Source organism: Aquibacillus kalidii (assembly GCF_014280935.1).
GTDB lineage: Bacteria > Bacillota > Bacilli > Bacillales > Amphibacillaceae > Aquibacillus_D > Aquibacillus_D kalidii.
This window is the reverse complement of sequence record NZ_JACLZI010000050.1, coordinates 31643-50246: the sequence shown is the minus strand read 5'-3', so window position 1 is coordinate 50246 and position 18604 is coordinate 31643. Positions and strand designations below refer to the sequence as shown.

18 protein-coding genes are annotated in these 18604 nt (G+C 36.0%); 14 read left to right on the top strand and 4 right to left on the bottom strand.

All coding sequences use genetic code 11. The features are described 5' to 3' along the window. The first annotated feature begins 60 nt into the window (after nucleotides 1-60). Both H7K77_RS14545 and H7K77_RS14540 read left to right on the top strand, forming a co-directional pair. The gene (locus H7K77_RS14545) at nucleotides 61-1410 is read left to right on the top strand and encodes an MATE family efflux transporter (protein ID WP_186578603.1); all 1350 of its coding nucleotides are present in this window, start codon (nucleotides 61-63) and stop codon (nucleotides 1408-1410) included. A 292-nt stretch (nucleotides 1411-1702) separates the two neighbouring features. After that, entirely contained in the window at nucleotides 1703-2299 is a 597-nt protein-coding gene (locus H7K77_RS14540) for a cysteine hydrolase family protein (protein WP_186578602.1), read from the top strand. Between the two features lie 16 nt (nucleotides 2300-2315). Here H7K77_RS14540 and H7K77_RS14535 read toward each other — a convergent pair whose 3' ends face one another. The 3 genes from H7K77_RS14535 to H7K77_RS14525 form a co-directional block, all read right to left on the bottom strand. Continuing rightward, a complete protein-coding gene (locus H7K77_RS14535; protein ID WP_186578600.1) occupies nucleotides 2316-2906 on the bottom strand; it encodes a hypothetical protein in 591 nt (196 codons plus the stop codon). Between the two features lie 162 nt (nucleotides 2907-3068). Beyond that, a complete protein-coding gene (locus tag H7K77_RS14530; RefSeq protein ID WP_186578598.1) occupies nucleotides 3069-4502 on the bottom strand; it encodes an amidase family protein in 1434 nt (477 codons plus the stop codon). A 353-nt stretch (nucleotides 4503-4855) separates the two neighbouring features. Further along, nucleotides 4856-5482 carry a YitT family protein gene (locus H7K77_RS14525; protein WP_186578596.1) on the bottom strand — a complete coding sequence of 209 codons (627 nt, stop codon included), beginning with the start codon at nucleotides 5480-5482 and terminating at the stop codon, nucleotides 4856-4858. A 160-nt stretch (nucleotides 5483-5642) separates the two neighbouring features. On the opposite strand from H7K77_RS14525, the gene H7K77_RS14520 reads away from it, so the two are divergent. From H7K77_RS14520 to H7K77_RS14500, 5 genes are all read left to right on the top strand, one after another. Next, nucleotides 5643-6086 carry an Lrp/AsnC family transcriptional regulator gene (locus tag H7K77_RS14520; RefSeq protein ID WP_186578594.1) on the top strand — a complete coding sequence of 148 codons (444 nt, stop codon included), beginning with the start codon at nucleotides 5643-5645 and terminating at the stop codon, nucleotides 6084-6086. Between the two features lie 113 nt (nucleotides 6087-6199). Next, nucleotides 6200-6928: a ZIP family metal transporter gene (locus H7K77_RS14515; protein ID WP_186578592.1), complete on the top strand. Its 729-nt coding sequence runs from the start codon at nucleotides 6200-6202 to the stop codon at nucleotides 6926-6928. 66 nt (nucleotides 6929-6994) lie between these two features. Next, the gene (locus H7K77_RS14510) at nucleotides 6995-8005 is read left to right on the top strand and encodes an asparaginase (RefSeq protein WP_186578590.1); all 1011 of its coding nucleotides are present in this window, start codon (nucleotides 6995-6997) and stop codon (nucleotides 8003-8005) included. 110 nt (nucleotides 8006-8115) lie between these two features. Then, complete coding sequence (locus H7K77_RS14505) at nucleotides 8116-8790, top strand: CAP domain-containing protein (RefSeq protein WP_186578588.1); 675 nt, start codon at nucleotides 8116-8118, stop codon at nucleotides 8788-8790. A gap of 188 nt (nucleotides 8791-8978) precedes the next feature. Next, nucleotides 8979-10136, top strand: a complete 1158-nt coding sequence (locus H7K77_RS14500) for an MFS transporter (protein ID WP_186578586.1) — start codon at nucleotides 8979-8981, stop codon at nucleotides 10134-10136. Nucleotides 10137-10461: 325 nt separating this feature from the next. On the opposite strand, the gene H7K77_RS14495 is transcribed toward H7K77_RS14500, so the two are convergent. Next, entirely contained in the window at nucleotides 10462-11322 is an 861-nt protein-coding gene (locus H7K77_RS14495; protein ID WP_222599379.1) for an ROK family protein, read from the bottom strand. A gap of 202 nt (nucleotides 11323-11524) precedes the next feature. Here H7K77_RS14495 and H7K77_RS14490 point away from each other — a divergent pair, with 202 nt between their 5' ends. The 7 genes from H7K77_RS14490 to H7K77_RS14460 all read left to right on the top strand — a co-directional run bounded on the left by H7K77_RS14490 (nucleotide 11525) and on the right by H7K77_RS14460 (nucleotide 18462). Next, nucleotides 11525-12052 carry a helix-turn-helix domain-containing protein gene (locus H7K77_RS14490; protein WP_186578583.1) on the top strand — a complete coding sequence of 176 codons (528 nt, stop codon included), beginning with the start codon at nucleotides 11525-11527 and terminating at the stop codon, nucleotides 12050-12052. Nucleotides 12053-12058: 6 nt separating this feature from the next. Then, nucleotides 12059-12994 carry an alpha/beta hydrolase family protein gene (locus H7K77_RS14485; RefSeq protein ID WP_186578581.1) on the top strand — a complete coding sequence of 312 codons (936 nt, stop codon included), beginning with the start codon at nucleotides 12059-12061 and terminating at the stop codon, nucleotides 12992-12994. A gap of 659 nt (nucleotides 12995-13653) precedes the next feature. Further along, nucleotides 13654-14403: a threonine/serine exporter family protein gene (locus H7K77_RS14480; protein WP_186578579.1), complete on the top strand. Its 750-nt coding sequence runs from the start codon at nucleotides 13654-13656 to the stop codon at nucleotides 14401-14403. 26 nt (nucleotides 14404-14429) lie between these two features. Beyond that, nucleotides 14430-14873 (top strand): threonine/serine exporter family protein, encoded by a 444-nt coding sequence (locus tag H7K77_RS14475; protein ID WP_222599378.1) that lies wholly within the window; start codon nucleotides 14430-14432, stop codon nucleotides 14871-14873. Between the two features lie 23 nt (nucleotides 14874-14896). Next, the gene (locus tag H7K77_RS14470; RefSeq protein WP_186578577.1) at nucleotides 14897-15802 is read left to right on the top strand and encodes an AEC family transporter; all 906 of its coding nucleotides are present in this window, start codon (nucleotides 14897-14899) and stop codon (nucleotides 15800-15802) included. A gap of 665 nt (nucleotides 15803-16467) precedes the next feature. Further along, on the top strand, nucleotides 16468-17361 hold the full coding sequence (locus H7K77_RS14465; protein ID WP_186578575.1) for an NAD(P)/FAD-dependent oxidoreductase: 894 nt from the start codon (nucleotides 16468-16470) through the stop codon (nucleotides 17359-17361). 249 nt (nucleotides 17362-17610) lie between these two features. After that, entirely contained in the window at nucleotides 17611-18462 is an 852-nt protein-coding gene (locus H7K77_RS14460) for a basic amino acid ABC transporter substrate-binding protein (RefSeq protein ID WP_186578573.1), read from the top strand. The last annotated feature ends 142 nt before the right edge of the window (nucleotides 18463-18604 follow it).

Below are 18604 nucleotides of genomic sequence, written 5' to 3'. Positions count from 1 at the left end.
ACGATCGATAAACTGCTAGAATAGATTGGTATGTTTTATTGTGAAAAGGGGTCGTAGTATATGAGGAAACAACAGGATTTTACAGAAGGTAATATTATGAAACAACTTCTTCTGTTTTCAGGCCCGATCATGCTTACCCAGCTACTTCAAGTGTCGTATCAATTTGCAGATAGCTTATGGGTAGGGAACTTATTAGGTGCTAATGCATTAGGTGCGGTAGCCATTTCCTCAACTGTTATTTTTACTATTTTATCCTTTATTATTGGTATCAACAATACAACGTTGACTGTCCTTTCCCAACAAAAAGGGAAAAATAATGAAGAAGGACTAAAGAGGTATTTAAATGCATTTGTCGTAACGCTAACAATAATGGCAATAGTTTTAGGATTAGTTGGTTACCTTGCTGCAGAACCCATCTTAAACATTTTGGGTACACCTGAAAAAATGTTATCTGAATCGGCATCCTATTTAAAAATTAACGCGATAGGGATTTTGTTTTTGTTAGGCTATAACTTTATTGGCACTGTCTTAAGGGCTTTAGGGGATAGCCGAACACCGCTACGTATTGTTCTAATTGCTGTGCTATTAAATATAGTCTTAGATCCTTTATTTATTTCTGCCTTTAATATAGGGGTCAATGGTGCTGCCTATGCAACAGTCTGTTCACAAGGAATTGCTTTTATCTACGGTATTGTTTATGTTATATCAAAAAAGTTGGTACCTTTTTCTATACCTACAACCCCTGCATTTGAGGAAGTAAAACTTATACTTAATCTTGGAATTCCCTCAGGTTTGCAAATGTCTGTTATATCAGCTGGATCTGCTGCAATTATGAGTGTCGTTACCTCCCATGGTGAAGCAGTAGTTGCAGGCTTTAGTGCTGCGCAACGGCTAGATAGTTTATTTATGCTTCCTGCTCATGCATTAGGTACAGCAGTAAACAGTATGGCTGGGCAAAATATTGGCGTTAACAAATGGGAACGAGTAAAAAAAATATCTATCTATGGTCTTGTTTATAATTTGGCAGTCATGCTCTTTTTTGCACTTTTAATTGTCCTTTTAGCTGAATATGGAATTAAATTATTTATACAGGATCCGAGAGCAGTAGAATTTGGTTCTCAGTATTTAATGATTGTCGCTTTCTTCTATCCTTTCTTAGGCATTAATTTTATTTTAAATGGGATAGTGCGTGCATCAGGTGCCATGTATCAAGTTTTAGTGCTTAATATAATTTCTTTCTGGATCCTCCGATTTCCGTTAACTTATTTGTTCTCCGATCTATTTGGAGAAAAAGGAATAGCATTAGGAATGGGAGTTAGTTTTATAATTAGCAGTCTTTTTGCCTATTTGTATTTTCGATTCGGAAAATGGAAAGAAAAACAACTGTTTCCTAGTAAAAAGCTTTCGTAGGTTAGACATAATAACGCTAATGAAGTTCGCCTCAAGTAGTTATGTTAACTAAAATTATTTCATTGTAAGAAAATCTTACAAAACTATAGGATTCCATAAATTAATATGCTAAAGTTACTTTAGAAGATAAAGATAAAAAAGGGAAGTCAAGACTAACAAAAGACAGCCGTTATCATAGAGAAGGATTACCTTTCTATGATAACTGTTGTCTTTTTTGTGTGATAATTAAGAGGAAATAGAAGACAATAGATGGTAAGAGAACACTGTAACGAGGAAGAAGGGTCCTTTTACCATGAAGTTAAATCAATCGATTAGTAATAAATCAACAGCTGTACTAGTTGTGGACATTCAAAATGACTATTGTCATGAAGATGGCTATTTAGCGAGGCAAGGTTCGTCTGTCCATATGATACAACAGATGATACCTAAATTAGATTCATTTATAGAAGGGGCAAGAGCAGAGAAATTGCCGATTATCTTTATAAAAACAATTCATGAGAAAAGTACAGATTCCCCTACATGGGTAAGTAGAATGAAGGGAGATCAAAGTGGGTTATGCAGAAAAGGAGAGTGGGGATCTGAATTTTATAAGATTGCACCGTCATCAGATGATATTGTCATTGTTAAACATCGGTATAGTGCTTTCATCCATACAAAACTGGAATCTGTTTTAAAGGCTTATTCAATTAAAGAATTAATCATAGCGGGTGTCAGTACCAATGTTTGTGTAGAATCAACTGCTCGAGATGGTTTTATGCTTGATTATGGGGTTACTTTATTATCGGACTGTACAGCTGCCTTTTCTGATGAAGAGCATGAGATGTCCCTAAGGAATATTGATAACTATTTTGGGAAAGTATACCGTGCCGACCAGCTATTTGTACAATAATTATGACCACTACTATTTATTTTACTAATAGTTTTCTTACCTGTTCAACTCCAACAGCATAACCTTCTAATTTCCCATTTTTAATTTTAAGCATAGTAGGGGTTCCGGTAATTTCAAGTTCATCAACGGAATTTGGTTCCAAGTTAGCATAAGGCGTATTATGGTGGGCGATTAACTCATTTGATTCAGTTATTTCTATAATCCAGTCAACATTTTTGTCATTCTCAAAGTCTGATAAATCTATGTCTTCATCAAGAACTTCTTCACCATCTTTTATGGTTCCAATCTTTTGATCATATTTTTGATGGTGGAATTCCCAATTGTACCATGCATTACTGTTACTAGTATCTTTCATATCCACAATATAAATGGGTGCCGAAGATTGCTGCAAATACTGATTTACGTCTTGCTTTACTTCCAAGCAGTATTTGCACGATTCTTGCCAAAAATACACAATATATTCATCGTCATTCATGTTGTAAGTATTTTTATAATTTATATGTTCAACATCATTTATGTTATCGACAGCTGAAGTTGTGTTTGAAAATTTCATTACGATAAACAGGAGACCCACTACAAGTAATATAGCTACTGTGACTCGCTTCATATGGCTACACCTCCTCTCAAAATTATATCTCTAATATAATGTGAAATTATTCACGTGTAAATAAATTATTGAATAGCTAGCAAGCTAAATTTGTTTACAAAATGGAGAATGTAGATCTAGAAGAAAGAAACTATAGAAAAAAGTGACCTTTAAGGTCACTTTTTAATGGAATGTAGGGGCTCTTCTTAGTTTAGTTGCTTGTTCATAAGCGTAGGCTAATTCGATTAACTTATCTTCACTAAAGGCCCTACCTGTAAAAGTTATACCAAAGGGCTTTCCTTCTGATGTGTATCCAGCAGGCACAGTGATAGATGGATAACCGGCTTTCGCTGCAATGGCACAACCGTAATAGTTTACAAAAAACAAGGCATCTAAGTTATGCTTGTCCATCACAGCATCAATTCCCTCTGTTTGAGACAATGTTATGTCTTCTACTCTCGCATTTATATACTCTGCCTCTGTAAGAGATCCAGATTTCTCATCAGATTCAATCAAGATACTTTGTCCATATTTCAAAGCTTTTTCTTTATGTTGCTGGTTAAACTGTATTAATTCATTCAAATTGTGTACAGGAACATTCCCAGAAACTTTAGCAAGATATGCATTTAAGTCTGCTTTAAATTCATGGTATAACACGCTGTAATTGGATGGGTCAGTTGTAATTTCTACAGGATCAATTACCTGAGCGCCTAATCGAGTTAACACATTGATAGCTTCGTTAGCAAGTTGTAATTCTTCCTCATCAAGTTCGGTAAGGTAATTACGATCTACACCTATTCGTGCTCCATTAAGACCCTCTAACACCAAATTACTCGTATAATCTTTTTGTGCTTTGCCTTCACTTATAAAGGTTGCTGGATCATCAGCATCCGTTTCAGTTAAGGCGCCTAGAAGAATAGCAGCGTCGGCTACAGTTGGAGCCATTGGTCCTGCTGTGTCCTGGCTATGGGCAATTGGAATAATACCACTTCTACTTATTAAACCAACTGTTGGCTTAATCCCCACGATGGAATTGCTACTTGCTGGACTTAGTATGGATCCACTAGTTTCGGTTCCAACACTTGCAGCAGCAAACCCAGAGGCAATAGCAGCTCCTGGACCAGAACTCGATCCACCCACATCAAACTTTCCAGGTCCATATGGATTTAATACTTGACCACCTCTAGAACTATATCCATTAGGCATACCTTCTGTCATAAAATTAGCCCACTCGGTAAGGTTAGCTTTCCCTAAAATAACGGCACCTGCTTCACGGAGCTTTTTTGCTACAAAGGAGTCTTTTGTAGCATAATGGTTTTCCAGTGCAACAGATCCTGCTGTAGTATGCATTTTGTCTCCAGAATCAATATTATCCTTGATAAGGATTGGTATCCCATGAAGTGGCCCTCTAGGACCAGTTAAACTACGTTCCGCATCTAGTGCTTCGGCAATATGGAGAGCATCAGGGTTTATTTCAGCTATTGCGTTAATTTTTGGTCCTTCCTTATCGTATGAAGCAATTCTTTGTAAATAAAATAACGTTAACTCTTTTGCGGTTAACTCTCCCTCTGTCATTGCAGCTTGTAATTCCTCTATTGTTGCAAAAATCCAATTCATGAAGACTCCTCCTTATAAGTGTAGCTTCTATCATATATTTTATAATAACAGTTGTTTGTTGTCAGTTTTTAGTCGAATGTAAAACAATTCAAATTCATACAGAGTGCATTCTTGTGAGTGAGGAGAATTCTCTCACTTATGCGTCTTTCGAAGTAGGATCTGCGTCAACTAGTGTCATTAATACGTCTAATGACTAGGATTTGCGTCAACGCACATCAGATATGCGCCTTTTCATGTGAGATATGCGCAGATAATCATAAAGGTTAAACTATTAGAGTACGACTTTTTTTAGTAAAAAGAAGAAATTAAAAACAGGACTAGATCATATCTAGTCCTGTTTTACTTATAGTATATTATTGAGAAACTGCCACTTTTTGTTGGACCTTTTGGCTTTTGACACGAGCAGGTTTTTCTTGTTTACCTGATATTTTATTTTTGAAATAACTGATTACTACTGATGTAATTGCAATAGATAAAATAGAGGACACTCCCCTAAATAATCCAACAGAATACATACTAGTTAGCACGACTAAAAAGTCAAAAGCAAAATTGGTTATACCAGGATTTAGGTTATAACGTTTGTGAAGAAATAAAGCTAGTATATTAGCCCCGCCTAAAGAAGAGCCATTTGCAAATAAAATTGATAATCCGATACCGATAAAGGCGCCACCGATAATAGCACCTAACCATGAAGCAATCGTAAAGGTAGGAATCCATTGATCAAGGCTTGTGATTAAAGATAGTACACTTACAGACGCCATCGTTGAAAGTGTAAACTTCCAACCCATTCTTAACACAGAAAATATATAGAAGGGTATGTTTATGATAAAAAATAGAATAGAGAATGGGGAATGAAATATATAGGAGAGATTTAGCGCTAAACCAGCAGTACCTCCAGTTACTATTTGAGAGTGCTTTAAAACAATAACACCACAGCTTGTTATAATGATTCCGAGAAATATCATTAATATCTTTTTCATTGCATATCTCCTTTTTATGTTTTTTCAAAAAAATACCATAATTTAATTTTAGTATAATGAATGATGATTACATATATAATTATGAATGATATAATCAATTTAATTTTACAAAATGAAATCAATATAACAATAAATCTGACATTTTGAAAGGGAGATAGTTTTGGACAAGTTAGACAGACAAATTTTACAAATCTTGCAGAAAGATGCACGGATTTCAATTAGTGATCTATCTAAATTATTGGCGTTAAGCAGGCCAAGTGTAACGGAGCGAATACATAGGCTTAAAGAAAAGGGGATTATTGAGGAATTCTCAGCTCGAGTATCCTTACCTGCAATAGGAAGAGAGATCCTGTTAATCGTTCAAGTTAGTGGCTTAAAGGTATCACCACAGGAATTTGAAAGTATGATTAAACAGAAGTATGACATCATTGAATGTCATCGAGTCACAGGCCATGTTAGCTACTATTTAAAAGCTGCAGTATCAAATATGAATCAAATGAGGGTATTAATCGATAGTTTAATGCCATATGGCACGATAAATACATCAACTGTATTAAGTTCACCGGTCTCGTATCGCTATATTTTGCCGCATGACACAGAGTGAATCGTTTTCAAAATTCTAGTCACTTCTCCTAGTGCTTTCTAAGTATATTTTCAGTCTTATATGACGAGGTTAAAAAGAGATTAAAAAAGCCAAAAAGAGGAGGCCTATCTTTAATGTGGAATGCAATTCTTTGGGGAACTATTGCAGCATCAGCAACCATGTTGGGTGCGTTGATTGTGCTGAAGTTTAAAATTCCAAATAGGATAATTGGCTTTATTGCGGCGTTAGGAACAGGCGCGTTAATAGGTGCTACTACTTATGAGTTACTAGAAGATGCTTTAGAAATAAGTGGGTTTAAAGAGATAGCTATTGGCTTTCTAGGTGGAGCATTAATTTTTACTATATTGGATATTGTTATTTCTCGAAATGGCGGACATCAAAGAAAGAATTCAGAAGGCCATTCATCCGAATCATCAAATTCAGGTATGGGGATTTTTATAGGAACGATTATGGATACATTGCCAGAGTCGGCGATGATAGGAATGAGTTTAATTGGAGGTGGCTCAGTCAGTTTCGCTTTAGTAATATCTATTTTTATTAGTAACCTTCCTGAAGGAATATCCAGTACAGTTGGATTACAAAAAGGTGGTTATTCCAAGAAAAAGATTATTGTGTTATGGTCCTTTGTTGTTTTGTTTTCTGCTATTAGTTCGTGGTTAGGAGTACTGCTAGAGGGTGCTTCTGATATGTGGAAAGCCTTGATGAGTTCTTTTGCTGGTGGAGCGATTATTTCAATGATTGCTTCCACTATGATGCCTGAAGCATATAAAGAGGGAGGACCTAGTGTAGGATTTATTACAGCAATTGGTGTTTTTATTTCCTTGTATTTGCACCATATGTAGTAAACAGAAGCATTCCTAACTTTCTTCTAGAGTAGTATGATGAAAGTAGAGAGAGGGGAGTGTCATATGACTGCTATCCAAGTTTATAGAGGTAATTATTTAGAAAGTTCCCATCAGATTCATGTTGCTGTGGTAAATGCTAAGGGTGAACTCCATGCCTATTATGGTGATCCTTTACGATTAACTTTTGCACGTTCATCAATGAAGCCATTCCAAGCTGTACCAATAGTAGAATCTGGTTCGATGGAGGCTTACGATTTAACAGACCGTGAGTTATCGTTGTTCTGTGCGAGCCATAATGGAGAACCGATCCATCGAGAGGCTGTAAAAGAAGTATTAAACAAGCTTCATTTACAAGAGGATCACTTACAATGTGGAACGCACATCCCTAGGGATACCGAAAGCTACCAAGAACTTTTAAAAAGTGGAGGGGAGCTTACGCAATTTTTTAGTAATTGTTCGGGTAAACACTCAGGGATGCTAGCTGCCTGTAGCAAACAAGGCTTCGATTTACAAACCTACCGAGATGTGACACATCCATACCAACAGCAAATCATTGAAGTAATTGAAGATGTAAGTGATTATCCACAAGAAAAAATAAAAACATCTGTTGATGGTTGTGGTGTACCTGTCCATAGGTTGCCACTATTTAACCTTGCAAAAGCCTTTGCACGTCTAGGTTCAAAAAGAAAGTGGTCTAAAGGTACACCAGAGCGCGTGGATGCTTTAAATCGAATTAGAAAAGCGATGATCACCTACCCGGAGATGGTTGCTGGTACAAAACGATTTGATACTGATTTAATGAAAGCCTACCGTGACAGAATAGTTGCAAAAGTTGGAGCAGAAGGTGTCCATTGTTTTGCAGATCATAAAACTGGTATCGGTGTAGCGATAAAAGTAGAGGATGGAAACGAAAGAGCAACAAATGTAGCTTCAATGGAGGTATTAAAGCAGCTGAACATAGGTGATGAAAGTGTTATTTCTATGCTAAGTGATTATCATTATGCGCCAGTGTTGAATGCAAGAAAAGAACAAATCGGCGAGATAAGACCAAACTTCACTTTGAATTACTTATAAAATTATAAAATTAAAAGGCAGTTATTACTGTCTTTTTTATTTGTAAACAGAATAGAATTCGATGTTTGGACAGATATTATTAACAGAATAAATTTTATTGGGGTGACTTGATGAAGAAACAGTTATTAATATCTGTTGTAGTCGGATTTTGTTTGTTGTTGGTTGCATGTAATAGTGAAGGTTCCAATCTAGGTATGGACGATAGCGATAGAACTCGTAGTGTTAATCAAGAAAATGCAGGCAATTTAAATGTGACTAATGTAAGAAACGACAATATTCCGGTAAGACCAGGAAGAGAACAGAATATTTTTGGAGGGCCTTCTATAAACAGAGGGCCATACAATAATGTGTATGACGGTGAGGAAACTACAAATCCTTCACAAAATATTGATAACCCAGATAATACAAAAAATGATTTTCAGACCGCAGTTATTGAATTAACAAATCAAGTAAGACGAGAAAATGGTTTAACACCGCTTGAACTTGAACCAACACTTGCTAAAGTAGCGCAAGAAAAGGCCGAGGACATGGCAGCTAATGATTATTTTTCCCATACATCACCGACGTACGGTTCGCCGTTTGACATGTTAAAGCAATTTGGTATTTCTTACACTGCTGCAGCAGAAAACATAGCTTTAGGTCAGCAAACACCGCAAGAAGTAATGGATGGCTGGATGAATAGTCCAGGTCACCGAGAAAATATCATGGATCCAGATGTCACACACATTGGTGTTGGTTATACAATTGATGGGTATTATTGGACGCAGTTATTTATAAAAAAGTAGCAGATAACGGTTAGCGATGCTGACCGTTTATTTTTTTATTAAATCTATATATCCGAAAGTTCACCGTTTATTTAAATCTACAACTTTCATTGTAAGCGTAACATGAGTATAATTAGCTTTATTGTTTCTTTTTTAAATTAATTTATATTATAAAAATTATACATAATAAGTTGGGGGAGAATTTATCTGTGTCAAAAGAAGATTCTATCGTACCATTAAAGATGCTTTTGTTTTGTTTTCATGCAGCGAATACTATTATTGTTAGTTTTATGCCGTTGCTATTACAGTATAAAGGGTTAAGTGGGCAAGAAATTGGATGGGTGCTAGCGATAGGTCCACTTGTTTCAATATTTTCTCAACCATTCTGGGGTTTCATGAGTGACAAATATCAAACGGTAAAACGGATTTTGTCCTTCTGTTTAGTAGGTTTACTAGTTAGTAGTACTGTCTTTTTTCAAATGAACTCATTAACACTACTATTAATGATGGCTGGTGTCTTCTTTTTTTTCACAGCTCCTATTGGTGCATTAGGAGATAGCCTTTCACAACGAAGGGCCGATCAATTAGGTATTTCCTTTGGTACTATTCGAACATGGGGATCAATTGGTTTCGCCATCTCTTCCTTAGTTATTGGTCAGATATTATCGCATTTTGGGATTCAGTATATGCTAATTCCTTACTTAATTTTAGGAACAGCTGCACTCCTAGTTAGCTTTCGTCTTACAGATGTAAAAGTGGATACACCACCAATTCAATTAGGTGATGTAAAACAATTGTTAAGAAATACTCCTTTCATTATATTTTTGATTTTAATTATGTTTATTACTATTACTCACCGTGCAAATGATAGTTTTTTAGGGATATACATTGACCATTTAGGTGGAAGTGAGAGTTTAATTGGTTTTGCGTGGTTTGCGGGTGTAGCTGGAGAGGCGATAATTTTTGCAACTGCTGGTAAATGGTTTCGTAAATATCACCCACTCATTTTTATAATAGTTGCTGGCTTATTATTTGCGGTTAGGTGGTCCATATATGCGGTTATTGAAGATCCAGTCTACATTGTACTATTACAAGTGCTACATGGTTTAACCTTTGGAGTTTTTTATTTGGCAGCTTTTCAATATGTAACAAGGTTGATTCCGAAAATGATCCAATCAACCGGTCATCTTGTATTTGTTTCCATCTTTTTTGGATTGTCTGGCATTGTCGGTTCTTTGCTAGGAGGAGAATTAATTGACTCCCTAGGTGGGGGTTATCTTTATGGAACAATGGCGGTGATGGCTCTCGTTGGTAGCATCCTGATAACGGTGTATCACTTCTTGCCATTTGGGAAAACGATAAGGTAATGCCGTTTTTTTCCTTTTTGGGTAAGTGGGGATACTCGGCGCACTTGTTGTCTAAATCACTGCTCTTTTTTTAATGAGAGAGAGGAAAAAGCTGTACTAATCGTCTACAATCGTTGCGGTAATTGGAGTCGAAAAAGAATACCTTTACTAATCGACTTCAATTGTTGCGATATATTAAAATTAAAAGGGAAATAGCTGTACATTCCAGTTAGTTCGATACGACTGAAGCTGGGACAGAGAATATAAATATAAAAAGAGGTGGCAACCCTATTAGGGATTTGCACCTCTTTTTCAATGAATGAATCAACCTATTTTTAATAGTTGTTTATTCTGCTTTGTCTGCAGCTAATATCAAACTACCAGTAATTCCTGCATTATCACCGAGTCCGGGACTTACAATATAGCTTTCTAGGTCGGGTGTTTCTACATAATCGTTCATCAATGCTTTGAACTGTTCTCTAATCAAAGGAAGCAAGTGCTCTTGTTTCATAACTCCACCACCCAAAATTATAATTTCAGGTCGTACTGTTAAGGTATAGTTAACTAGTGCTTGAGCAATGTAGTAGGATACAAATTCCCATGTTTTATCATCTTTACCTAAGTCCTGCCCTTTTTTGTTATTTCTTTTCTCGATTGCAGGTCCAGCAGCAAGGCCTTCTAAGCAATTACTGTGGTAAGGACAGTTCCCTTTAAAGTCATCTTGATCATGTATTTTTAAGATGATATGTCCCATCTCTGGGTGACCATAACCGTCGATAATATCCCCATTTGTGACGAAACCACCGCCAACTCCAGTACCGACTGTAAGGTAAATACACGATTTCTGACTCTTGGCATTTCCTTTCTTACTCTCTCCATATGCAGCAGCATTCACATCAGTTGTCCATGCTACTGGTACGTTATAGCGCTTTTTAATATCTCCAACAAAGTTGTAATTTTGCCAACCTTGTTTGGGTGTTGAAGTAATGAACCCGTATGTTTTGGAATCTTTATTAACATCAATGGGTCCAAATGACCCAATCCCGATCGACTTTAGTTGATATTGATCAAAGAAATTAAATACTTGCGAAATCGTCTCGTTTGGTGTCGTTGTTGGGATACTTACCCTCTCTATAATTTCAAATTTATCGTTGCTAATAGCGCAAACAAATTTAGTACCTCCAGCCTCTATACCACCATAATACATATACATCCTCCTTATTTAAAAAACATTAAACTCTGTTTAGAATTACTAGCTTTTTTATTACGAAAGGCTAATCAGTTAGATTGTACACTAAAATGAAGTGTTTGTTTAATTTATAAAAACAATTTAACAGTTGTGGTATTAGTAAAATACCATTATAATCAAAAATGATAATAATATTACATTTGATAATAGAGGTGGTTAGATGGCAAGTTCTATTCATGACTTACTACATCCAGTTCGGATGCGGATTATTCAAGCGCTAATGCCGAGTGAAAGGCTAACCGTTCAAGAGATTGAGTCTAGGCTAGATGATGTACCACCAGCTACTTTATATCGACATGTTAAAAAGCTTCAAGAGATTGGACTTATTAAAGTCGTGGATGAGCAGCAAATCAGAGGAACAATAAAAAAGACATACGCAATCTCAATAGGTGCTTTACGAACACCCGATGACTTTGTGGACATTTCAAATGAGGAACACCTTAATTACTTCCTGTTGTTTACAAGTTTTCTTCAATCAGAATATAAGCGTTACCTAGAATCATCTGATAAACAATTCGAACAAGATGGGGTAGGCTACCGTTATGTTTCTGTTTATGCCTCAGACGAAGAATTTCATGATTGGTTACTAGATTTTCGGAAGTTAATGGAACGATTAATGGAGAATAAAAATTCTAAGGGTAGGAAGAAGAGGACAATAGCTAATATTTTCTTACCGACAAAGGAGTAGAAAAATATGAATCAAGAAGTTGTTATTCAAGGGCAGTATCAGCTTTCCGGAACTCTAAGCCTTCCTGACAATCAAAAAGAAAAACACCCATTAATTGTAATGGTACATGGTAGTGGAGATCTAGATCGTGATGAAAATACAAAAAGATTAAAAATAAATGCCTTTAAAGAAATTAGTGATGTTGTAGTTAAATTGGGATTTGCAACATTAAGATATGATAAACGAGGTGTTGGTAGTAGTGAGGGTGATTTCTACCAAACGGGCTTATATGACTTGATTAATGATGGAGTTGCTGCGGTTAGATTTGGTAAAAATCATCCGAGTATAGATGAAGGAAAAGTTATAATATTAGGCCATAGTGAGGGAAGTATTATAGCTCCAGCTATCTTTGAAAAAGAACCTGTTCAAGGAATGATCCTACTTGCGGGATCAGCAGAACCATTAGCAGATACAACGAAGTGGCAAAGGGAAGAAATGAAGCGGGATATGCGTACCTTGAAAGGGTTCGAAGGCTGGATTTTACGTGTACTTAAGGTAGATCAAAAAATAGATAAAATGAATGAAAAACTAATGAATAAAGTTAAAAATTCTACCGAAGATGTAGTAAAGTACCAGGGTAAAAAGATTAATGCAAAGTGGGATAGAGAACATCAAACATATAACGTAGCTGAGTTATTGCCAATGGTTACCTGTCCAGTGTTAGTGATAACTGGTAGTAAGGATGTTCAGGTAAAACCCGAGCAAGTGTATGATATTGCAAGATTAGTATCAGGAGAAAGTCAGGCATTGATAGTGAAGGATTTGACGCACATGCTTCGGAAAACGGAGAAGGAACATCGTTTTAGTGTCATTTTAAAAGATTATAAAGATCAGGTAAAGCAACCTCTTGATAAGGAACTAATAGAAATTTTAAGTGATTGGTTATTGAGGTGGAACAAATAGTGTTATAAGGGTGATGGCTAAATTGGGCTATTACCCTTTTTGAATTTAGTCTCTTCTCTCATACTCGATTGCTTTCAGAATGACGCAGATGAGACAAATTGTGTAGTAATTTATCCATGCTTTAGTGAGACGCTGAGGATTTGTGGTATAAATAGGATTCACTATGTAAGAGTGCTCCTAACGTCGCGAAAGTAGAAGAACGAAACGAATTCGCTATGTAAGAGTGCTCCTAACGTCGCGAAAGAAGAGGAACGAAACGAATTCGCTATGTAAGAGTGCTCCTAACGTCGCGAAAATAGAAGAACGAAACGAATTCACTTTGTAAGAGTGCTCCTAACGTCGCGAAAATAGAAGAACGAAACGAATTCACTTTGTAAGAGTGCTCCTAACGTCGCGAAAGAAGAGGAACGAAACGAATTCGCTTTGTTAAAGTGCCTCTAACGTAGTGAAATTAGAGAAACCATAAGAATTCACTTCATTAGATTGCCTATCCTATTTCTTACTGCAGTGTCTATAGATATTGTGACAAAAGCAAAAATGCCACGAATAGAGCCTTAAATTATGGATGCGGCAGTTGGTAGAGTTCTGTTACTTTTCTTGCAAAGGGCATTGCTTTGGCTTAAGATTAAATTCTAAAAACAAATGACGGGATTACTATAATGGAAAATAAAAATGAAATTATTAATATTTGTTTGTTAGCAGGCAAAATAATGTTAGAAAGTGGTGCGGAAACGTATAGGGTAGAGGATACTATGACAAGAATTGCCTCATCTTTCGGAGAATCAAATGCCCAAAGCTATGTAACTCCTACAGGCATTATGTTTTCAATTAACCAAATAGAACCTACTAATTTTATTCGAATTTTAGATCGTTCAACAGACTTGCATAAGGTAGCCATAGTCAACAGTATATCCAGAAGTATCAGTGGCGGTGAACTAACGGTATCTGCCGCAAGTGCTAAATTAAAAGAGGTAGAGTCTATAACTCATGCTTATCCTATAGCAATACAAATACTTGCAGCAGCAATAGCCAGTGGGTGCTTCACAATTATGTTCGAGGGACAATGGTTAGATTTCCTCCCTTCCTTTTTTATTGGGGGATTTGGTTACTCTGCCATGGTGTACTTTCATAAAGTTGTTGAGATTAGGTTCTTTGCTGAGTTTTTGGCATCTTTTTTTATTGGATTACTGACCTATTTATCTATAGATATTGGGGCGGGGCAACAAATGGATAAAATAATTATAGGATCTGTAATGCCATTGGTTCCAGGACTTTTGATTACGAATGCTGTTCGTGATTTAATGGCAGGTCATTTAGTTTCTGGACTATCAAAGGGAGCGGAGGCATTTCTAACTGCTTTTGCTATAGGTGCTGGTATCGCTTTCGTAGTATCAGTTTTCCCTTTTTAACTACGTGAATTGGGATGATAAAAATAATGATAATAGAACAATTAGTAACAAGTTTTTTTGCTGCAGCGGCCTTTGGTGTCATGTTTAATGCACCGAAAAAGTCTCTTATACAAAGTGGTGTTGTAGGTATGTTGGGGTGGTGTGTGTACGCTATACTTGTTTATCAAGAAGGTGTTGATGCAGTTCCGGCAACCATTGCAGCGTCTGTACTTGTAGCGATATTGAGTCAAATATGTGCAAAAGTTTACAAAACACCAATCATCATTTTTACTGTATCAGGGATTATCCCTTTAGTACCTGGTGGGTTGGCTTATGATGCAATGCGTAATTTTGTTCAAAATGATTATAATATGGCCATTCAATTAGCTGCTAAAGCACTTCTTATATCGGGAGCAATTGCGCTCGGTCTTGTGTTTTCTGAAATAGTAAACCAAGTTATTAGAAAAGCAAAATGGAAAAGAATAAGCTAGTCAAATGAAATTAGGTGGTTTTGATGGGATTTATTAGTGTTCTAATACCGATATTTGGGATTTTTGCAATAGGTTTCATTGGAATGAAACTTTTAAAGTTTGATATAAAGCCTATATCGACAATGGCGATCTATTTATTATCTCCCTTTTTGGCATTTAGGACTTTCTATGAAAATGAATTAAATATGGATTACTTTTACCTAGGTGCTTTTCTACTCCTCTTGTGTCTAGTCAACGTCGGTTTATGCTATATTATTAGTTCTTTTAAAAAGTGGGATAATCCGAATCGAAGTGGCATGATTTTGGCATCCTCATTCATGAATAATGGGAATTACGGTACGCCTTTGGTGCTATTAGTTTTTGGGGAAAAAGGGTTTCACTACGCCATTATCTTAATGGTTTTACAAACACTGATTATGTGTACGGTGGGTATCTACTTTGCTGCACAAGGTGGGGCGGAAAATCGTACAGAAAAAATCTCACCAATGAAGGAAGTAATAAAAGTACCGATTTTATATGGTTCAATTTTAGGTGTTGTTTTTAATTTAACTTCTATTAGTTTATCGAATGACATAATGATAGCAGTTGATATGGTATCCGATGCTGCTATACCTACTATCATGATCGTACTAGGAATGCAGCTTGCAACTATATCATTAAAAAAATTGGAAATAGGGAAATTATCGTTAGCACTTTTGATCCGTCTAGCAATTGCTCCTGTTATAGCCTACTTAATAACTATTCCTCTACCTGTAGATGATATGGTTAAAGATATCTTGATATTAATGGCAGCAATGCCTACAGCTGCTAATACTACCATGTATGCTGTTCAATTTGGTGCTCGACCAGATTTTGTCTCAAGTGCCACATTAACGAGTACATTATTAAGTGTCATTACATTACCGATATTGTTAGCTATCTTATTATAAAACAAAAACCTCTCCCAATTCAGTTGGTAAGAGGTTTTTTACGTTATTGAACTTAGTATTAGCATCAACATATTGCAGCCCTCCTAAATTATTATTTCGGTCTTCTTTCACTGACTGCAATAAACATCTCATATTGGTTGAACATTTTTACACCTCACTTTAATTATTGACTTTCTCGTTACTTAGGTCGTCGGTCATTAACGTGTAATTCTAAATCGAAATCGTTATACATAGTAAAACCTCCTTGTTATGAGCTTATGGTTATAGTATAAGCGCATCGCTATTTCTTCATAACGGTTGTTAGAATGAATTACGCTCAGTCTAGAGTCTGATCTTTTACTCCACCCACTATACATAGAAAATATAGTCATCACATTTTTGAATGCAATAAGAGCCTAACGAAACGAAATAGGAGCAACAAAAAAAATCAAAACGTAAAAGGTGTCTAGGATTTTTGGTCCTAACCGAGCAGAAAAAAGCTTATTGTGCAAACAAGGAAATCGAGAAAACGTGATGATCGGTCTATAGAGAAAGTCTAAAAACGACCGCAATCACTTTTATAAACAAAGAATAATTTTGTGTAGCGGTTAATTGATCATGATTTGGATTTAAATATACGAAATGGATCACAATAGGATTATAAATTAATTATTGAGGTGAAAGTAATGTTATATGACTGTGCTGTCATTGGAGGAGGAATAGCGGGTCTTCAAGCAGCTATCCAGCTAGGAAGATATCAACATAATGTGATTGTAATAGACTCCAAATCAGAAGGGCGATCAAATTGGTGTAGGTGTTATCACAACGTTCTTGGATGGCCAGAAGGAGTCAGCGGTGAAACTTTAAGAGAGATTGGAACAAAACAAGCAAAAGAATTAGGAATTACCTTCATAGATGACACGATTGAAACTGTAAAAAGAGATGGTGCAGATTTCTTGTTAGAGGGATTGAATCATTCATTCTACAGGGCGAAGCGGATCTTGTTTGCTACTGGAGTTAAAGATAGGCTACCACTGCCGAAGAATATATTTCCTTGTTTAGGAAAGAGTATCTATGTTTGTCCCGATTGCGACGGATATGAAATTAAAGGAAAGAAAGCACTAGTATTGGGGTCTGGGAATGTTGGAGCGAAAATGGCTCTTACACTCAGTTATTGGACAAATAACCTAATTTTTATTAATCATGATCAGGCTGATATCAATAAGGAGACTATTCATAAATTAAACAGTATGGGAATAAAGATATTCGATGGATCAATACAACAAGTCATGACGAATGAAGATCGACTTGAGGGAGTCATACTTAATAATGGGGAAAAGGTATTGGCGAATCATGCATTTGTCGCTTTTAGAGGAAATGAAGTAATGTCCGGCCTTGCTAAACAGCTAGGGGTAGAACTCCACACTAATGAGCATATATTAGTTAACCCACGTACACAAATGACGAGTGTTGATCATGTTTGGGCTGCAGGAGACGTCGTGGCACACTCAGAACAAGTGACAATCGCAATGGGGGATGGGATGCAAGCAGCCATTTGGATTCATAAAACGTTACTATAAATAAAAGCAAGGGAAGATTTTCTTCCAAGTGAATGGACTACGTTTGATGTTCATTATAGATTAGGTATTAAAAAAGTATTTAATCTTTCGGTAATTTTAGAATATTTAGTCAACTTTAATGTATATTAATGCAAAACGGTTTCATGTTTAATTTTATATTTTTTACAAAAATCTATTGAAAAAATAGAGTTTAGCAGTTATTATTTGAATTACGTAAAATGAATATTAAACTATCAGGAGTGAATATTTATGAAAAAGAACTTATCCTTTTTGTATGTGGGATTTTTACTTATTGGAATGTTATTTCTTGCAGCATGTGGAACAAACGAGACGAAAGACTCTTCTGAAAACAATGGTTCTGAATCAGAAGGAAACAGTGAATCAGCTGAAAAGAAAGTCTTACAGGTTGGTACAGAAGCAACTTTTGCACCATTTGAATATATGGAAAAAGGTGAAATTGTCGGTTTTGATGCAGATTTATTAAAGGCTGTCATGAAAGAAGCAGGACTTGATTATGAATTTAAAAATGTTGGCTGGGAAGCAATGTTAGCTTCTGTTCAAGGTGAAGACCTAGACTTTGGTGTGGCAGGGATTACGATTAATGATAAGCGTAAAGAATCGTACGACTTTTCCGTACCATATTTTCAATCAACACATGTTATTGTATTTAACGAAGGTGAGAATATAACAAGTGCAGCAGATTTAGAAGGAATAAAAGTAGGTGTGCAAACTGGTACAACAGGAGCAGATGCTGCTGAAAAGGTATTAGGAGAAAATAACAAGAACATCTCTAAATATGAAACACAAGCATTAGCTTTCATGGCGTTGAAAAATGGTGATGTGAGCGCAGTTGTTACGGATAATGTTGTAGCAGCTGAATATGTGAAAAACAATCCAGATGCAGGTGTTGAAATGATTACAGATGAAGCTAGTTTTGAGTCAGAGTATTATGGCTTTATGTTTCCAAAAGGTAGTGAATACAAGGAAGAAATCAGTGAGGCTTTAGCTACTGTTATTGATAATGGTACTTACCAAGAAATTTATAAAGAATGGTTTGGGAATGACGCTGATATAGATGCTTTGAAGAAGGCGGCGGAGTGACATAAACAGGTAGCGTAACATAGTTGCGCTACTTTTTCCTTTTCTGATTAGATCGGTAACTCTTGTTTAAGCTTAAATAAAAGGTTGAATAAATTAAGTTAACAAGATTATAAATAGTAATAAAATGAAATAATTAGGCAGT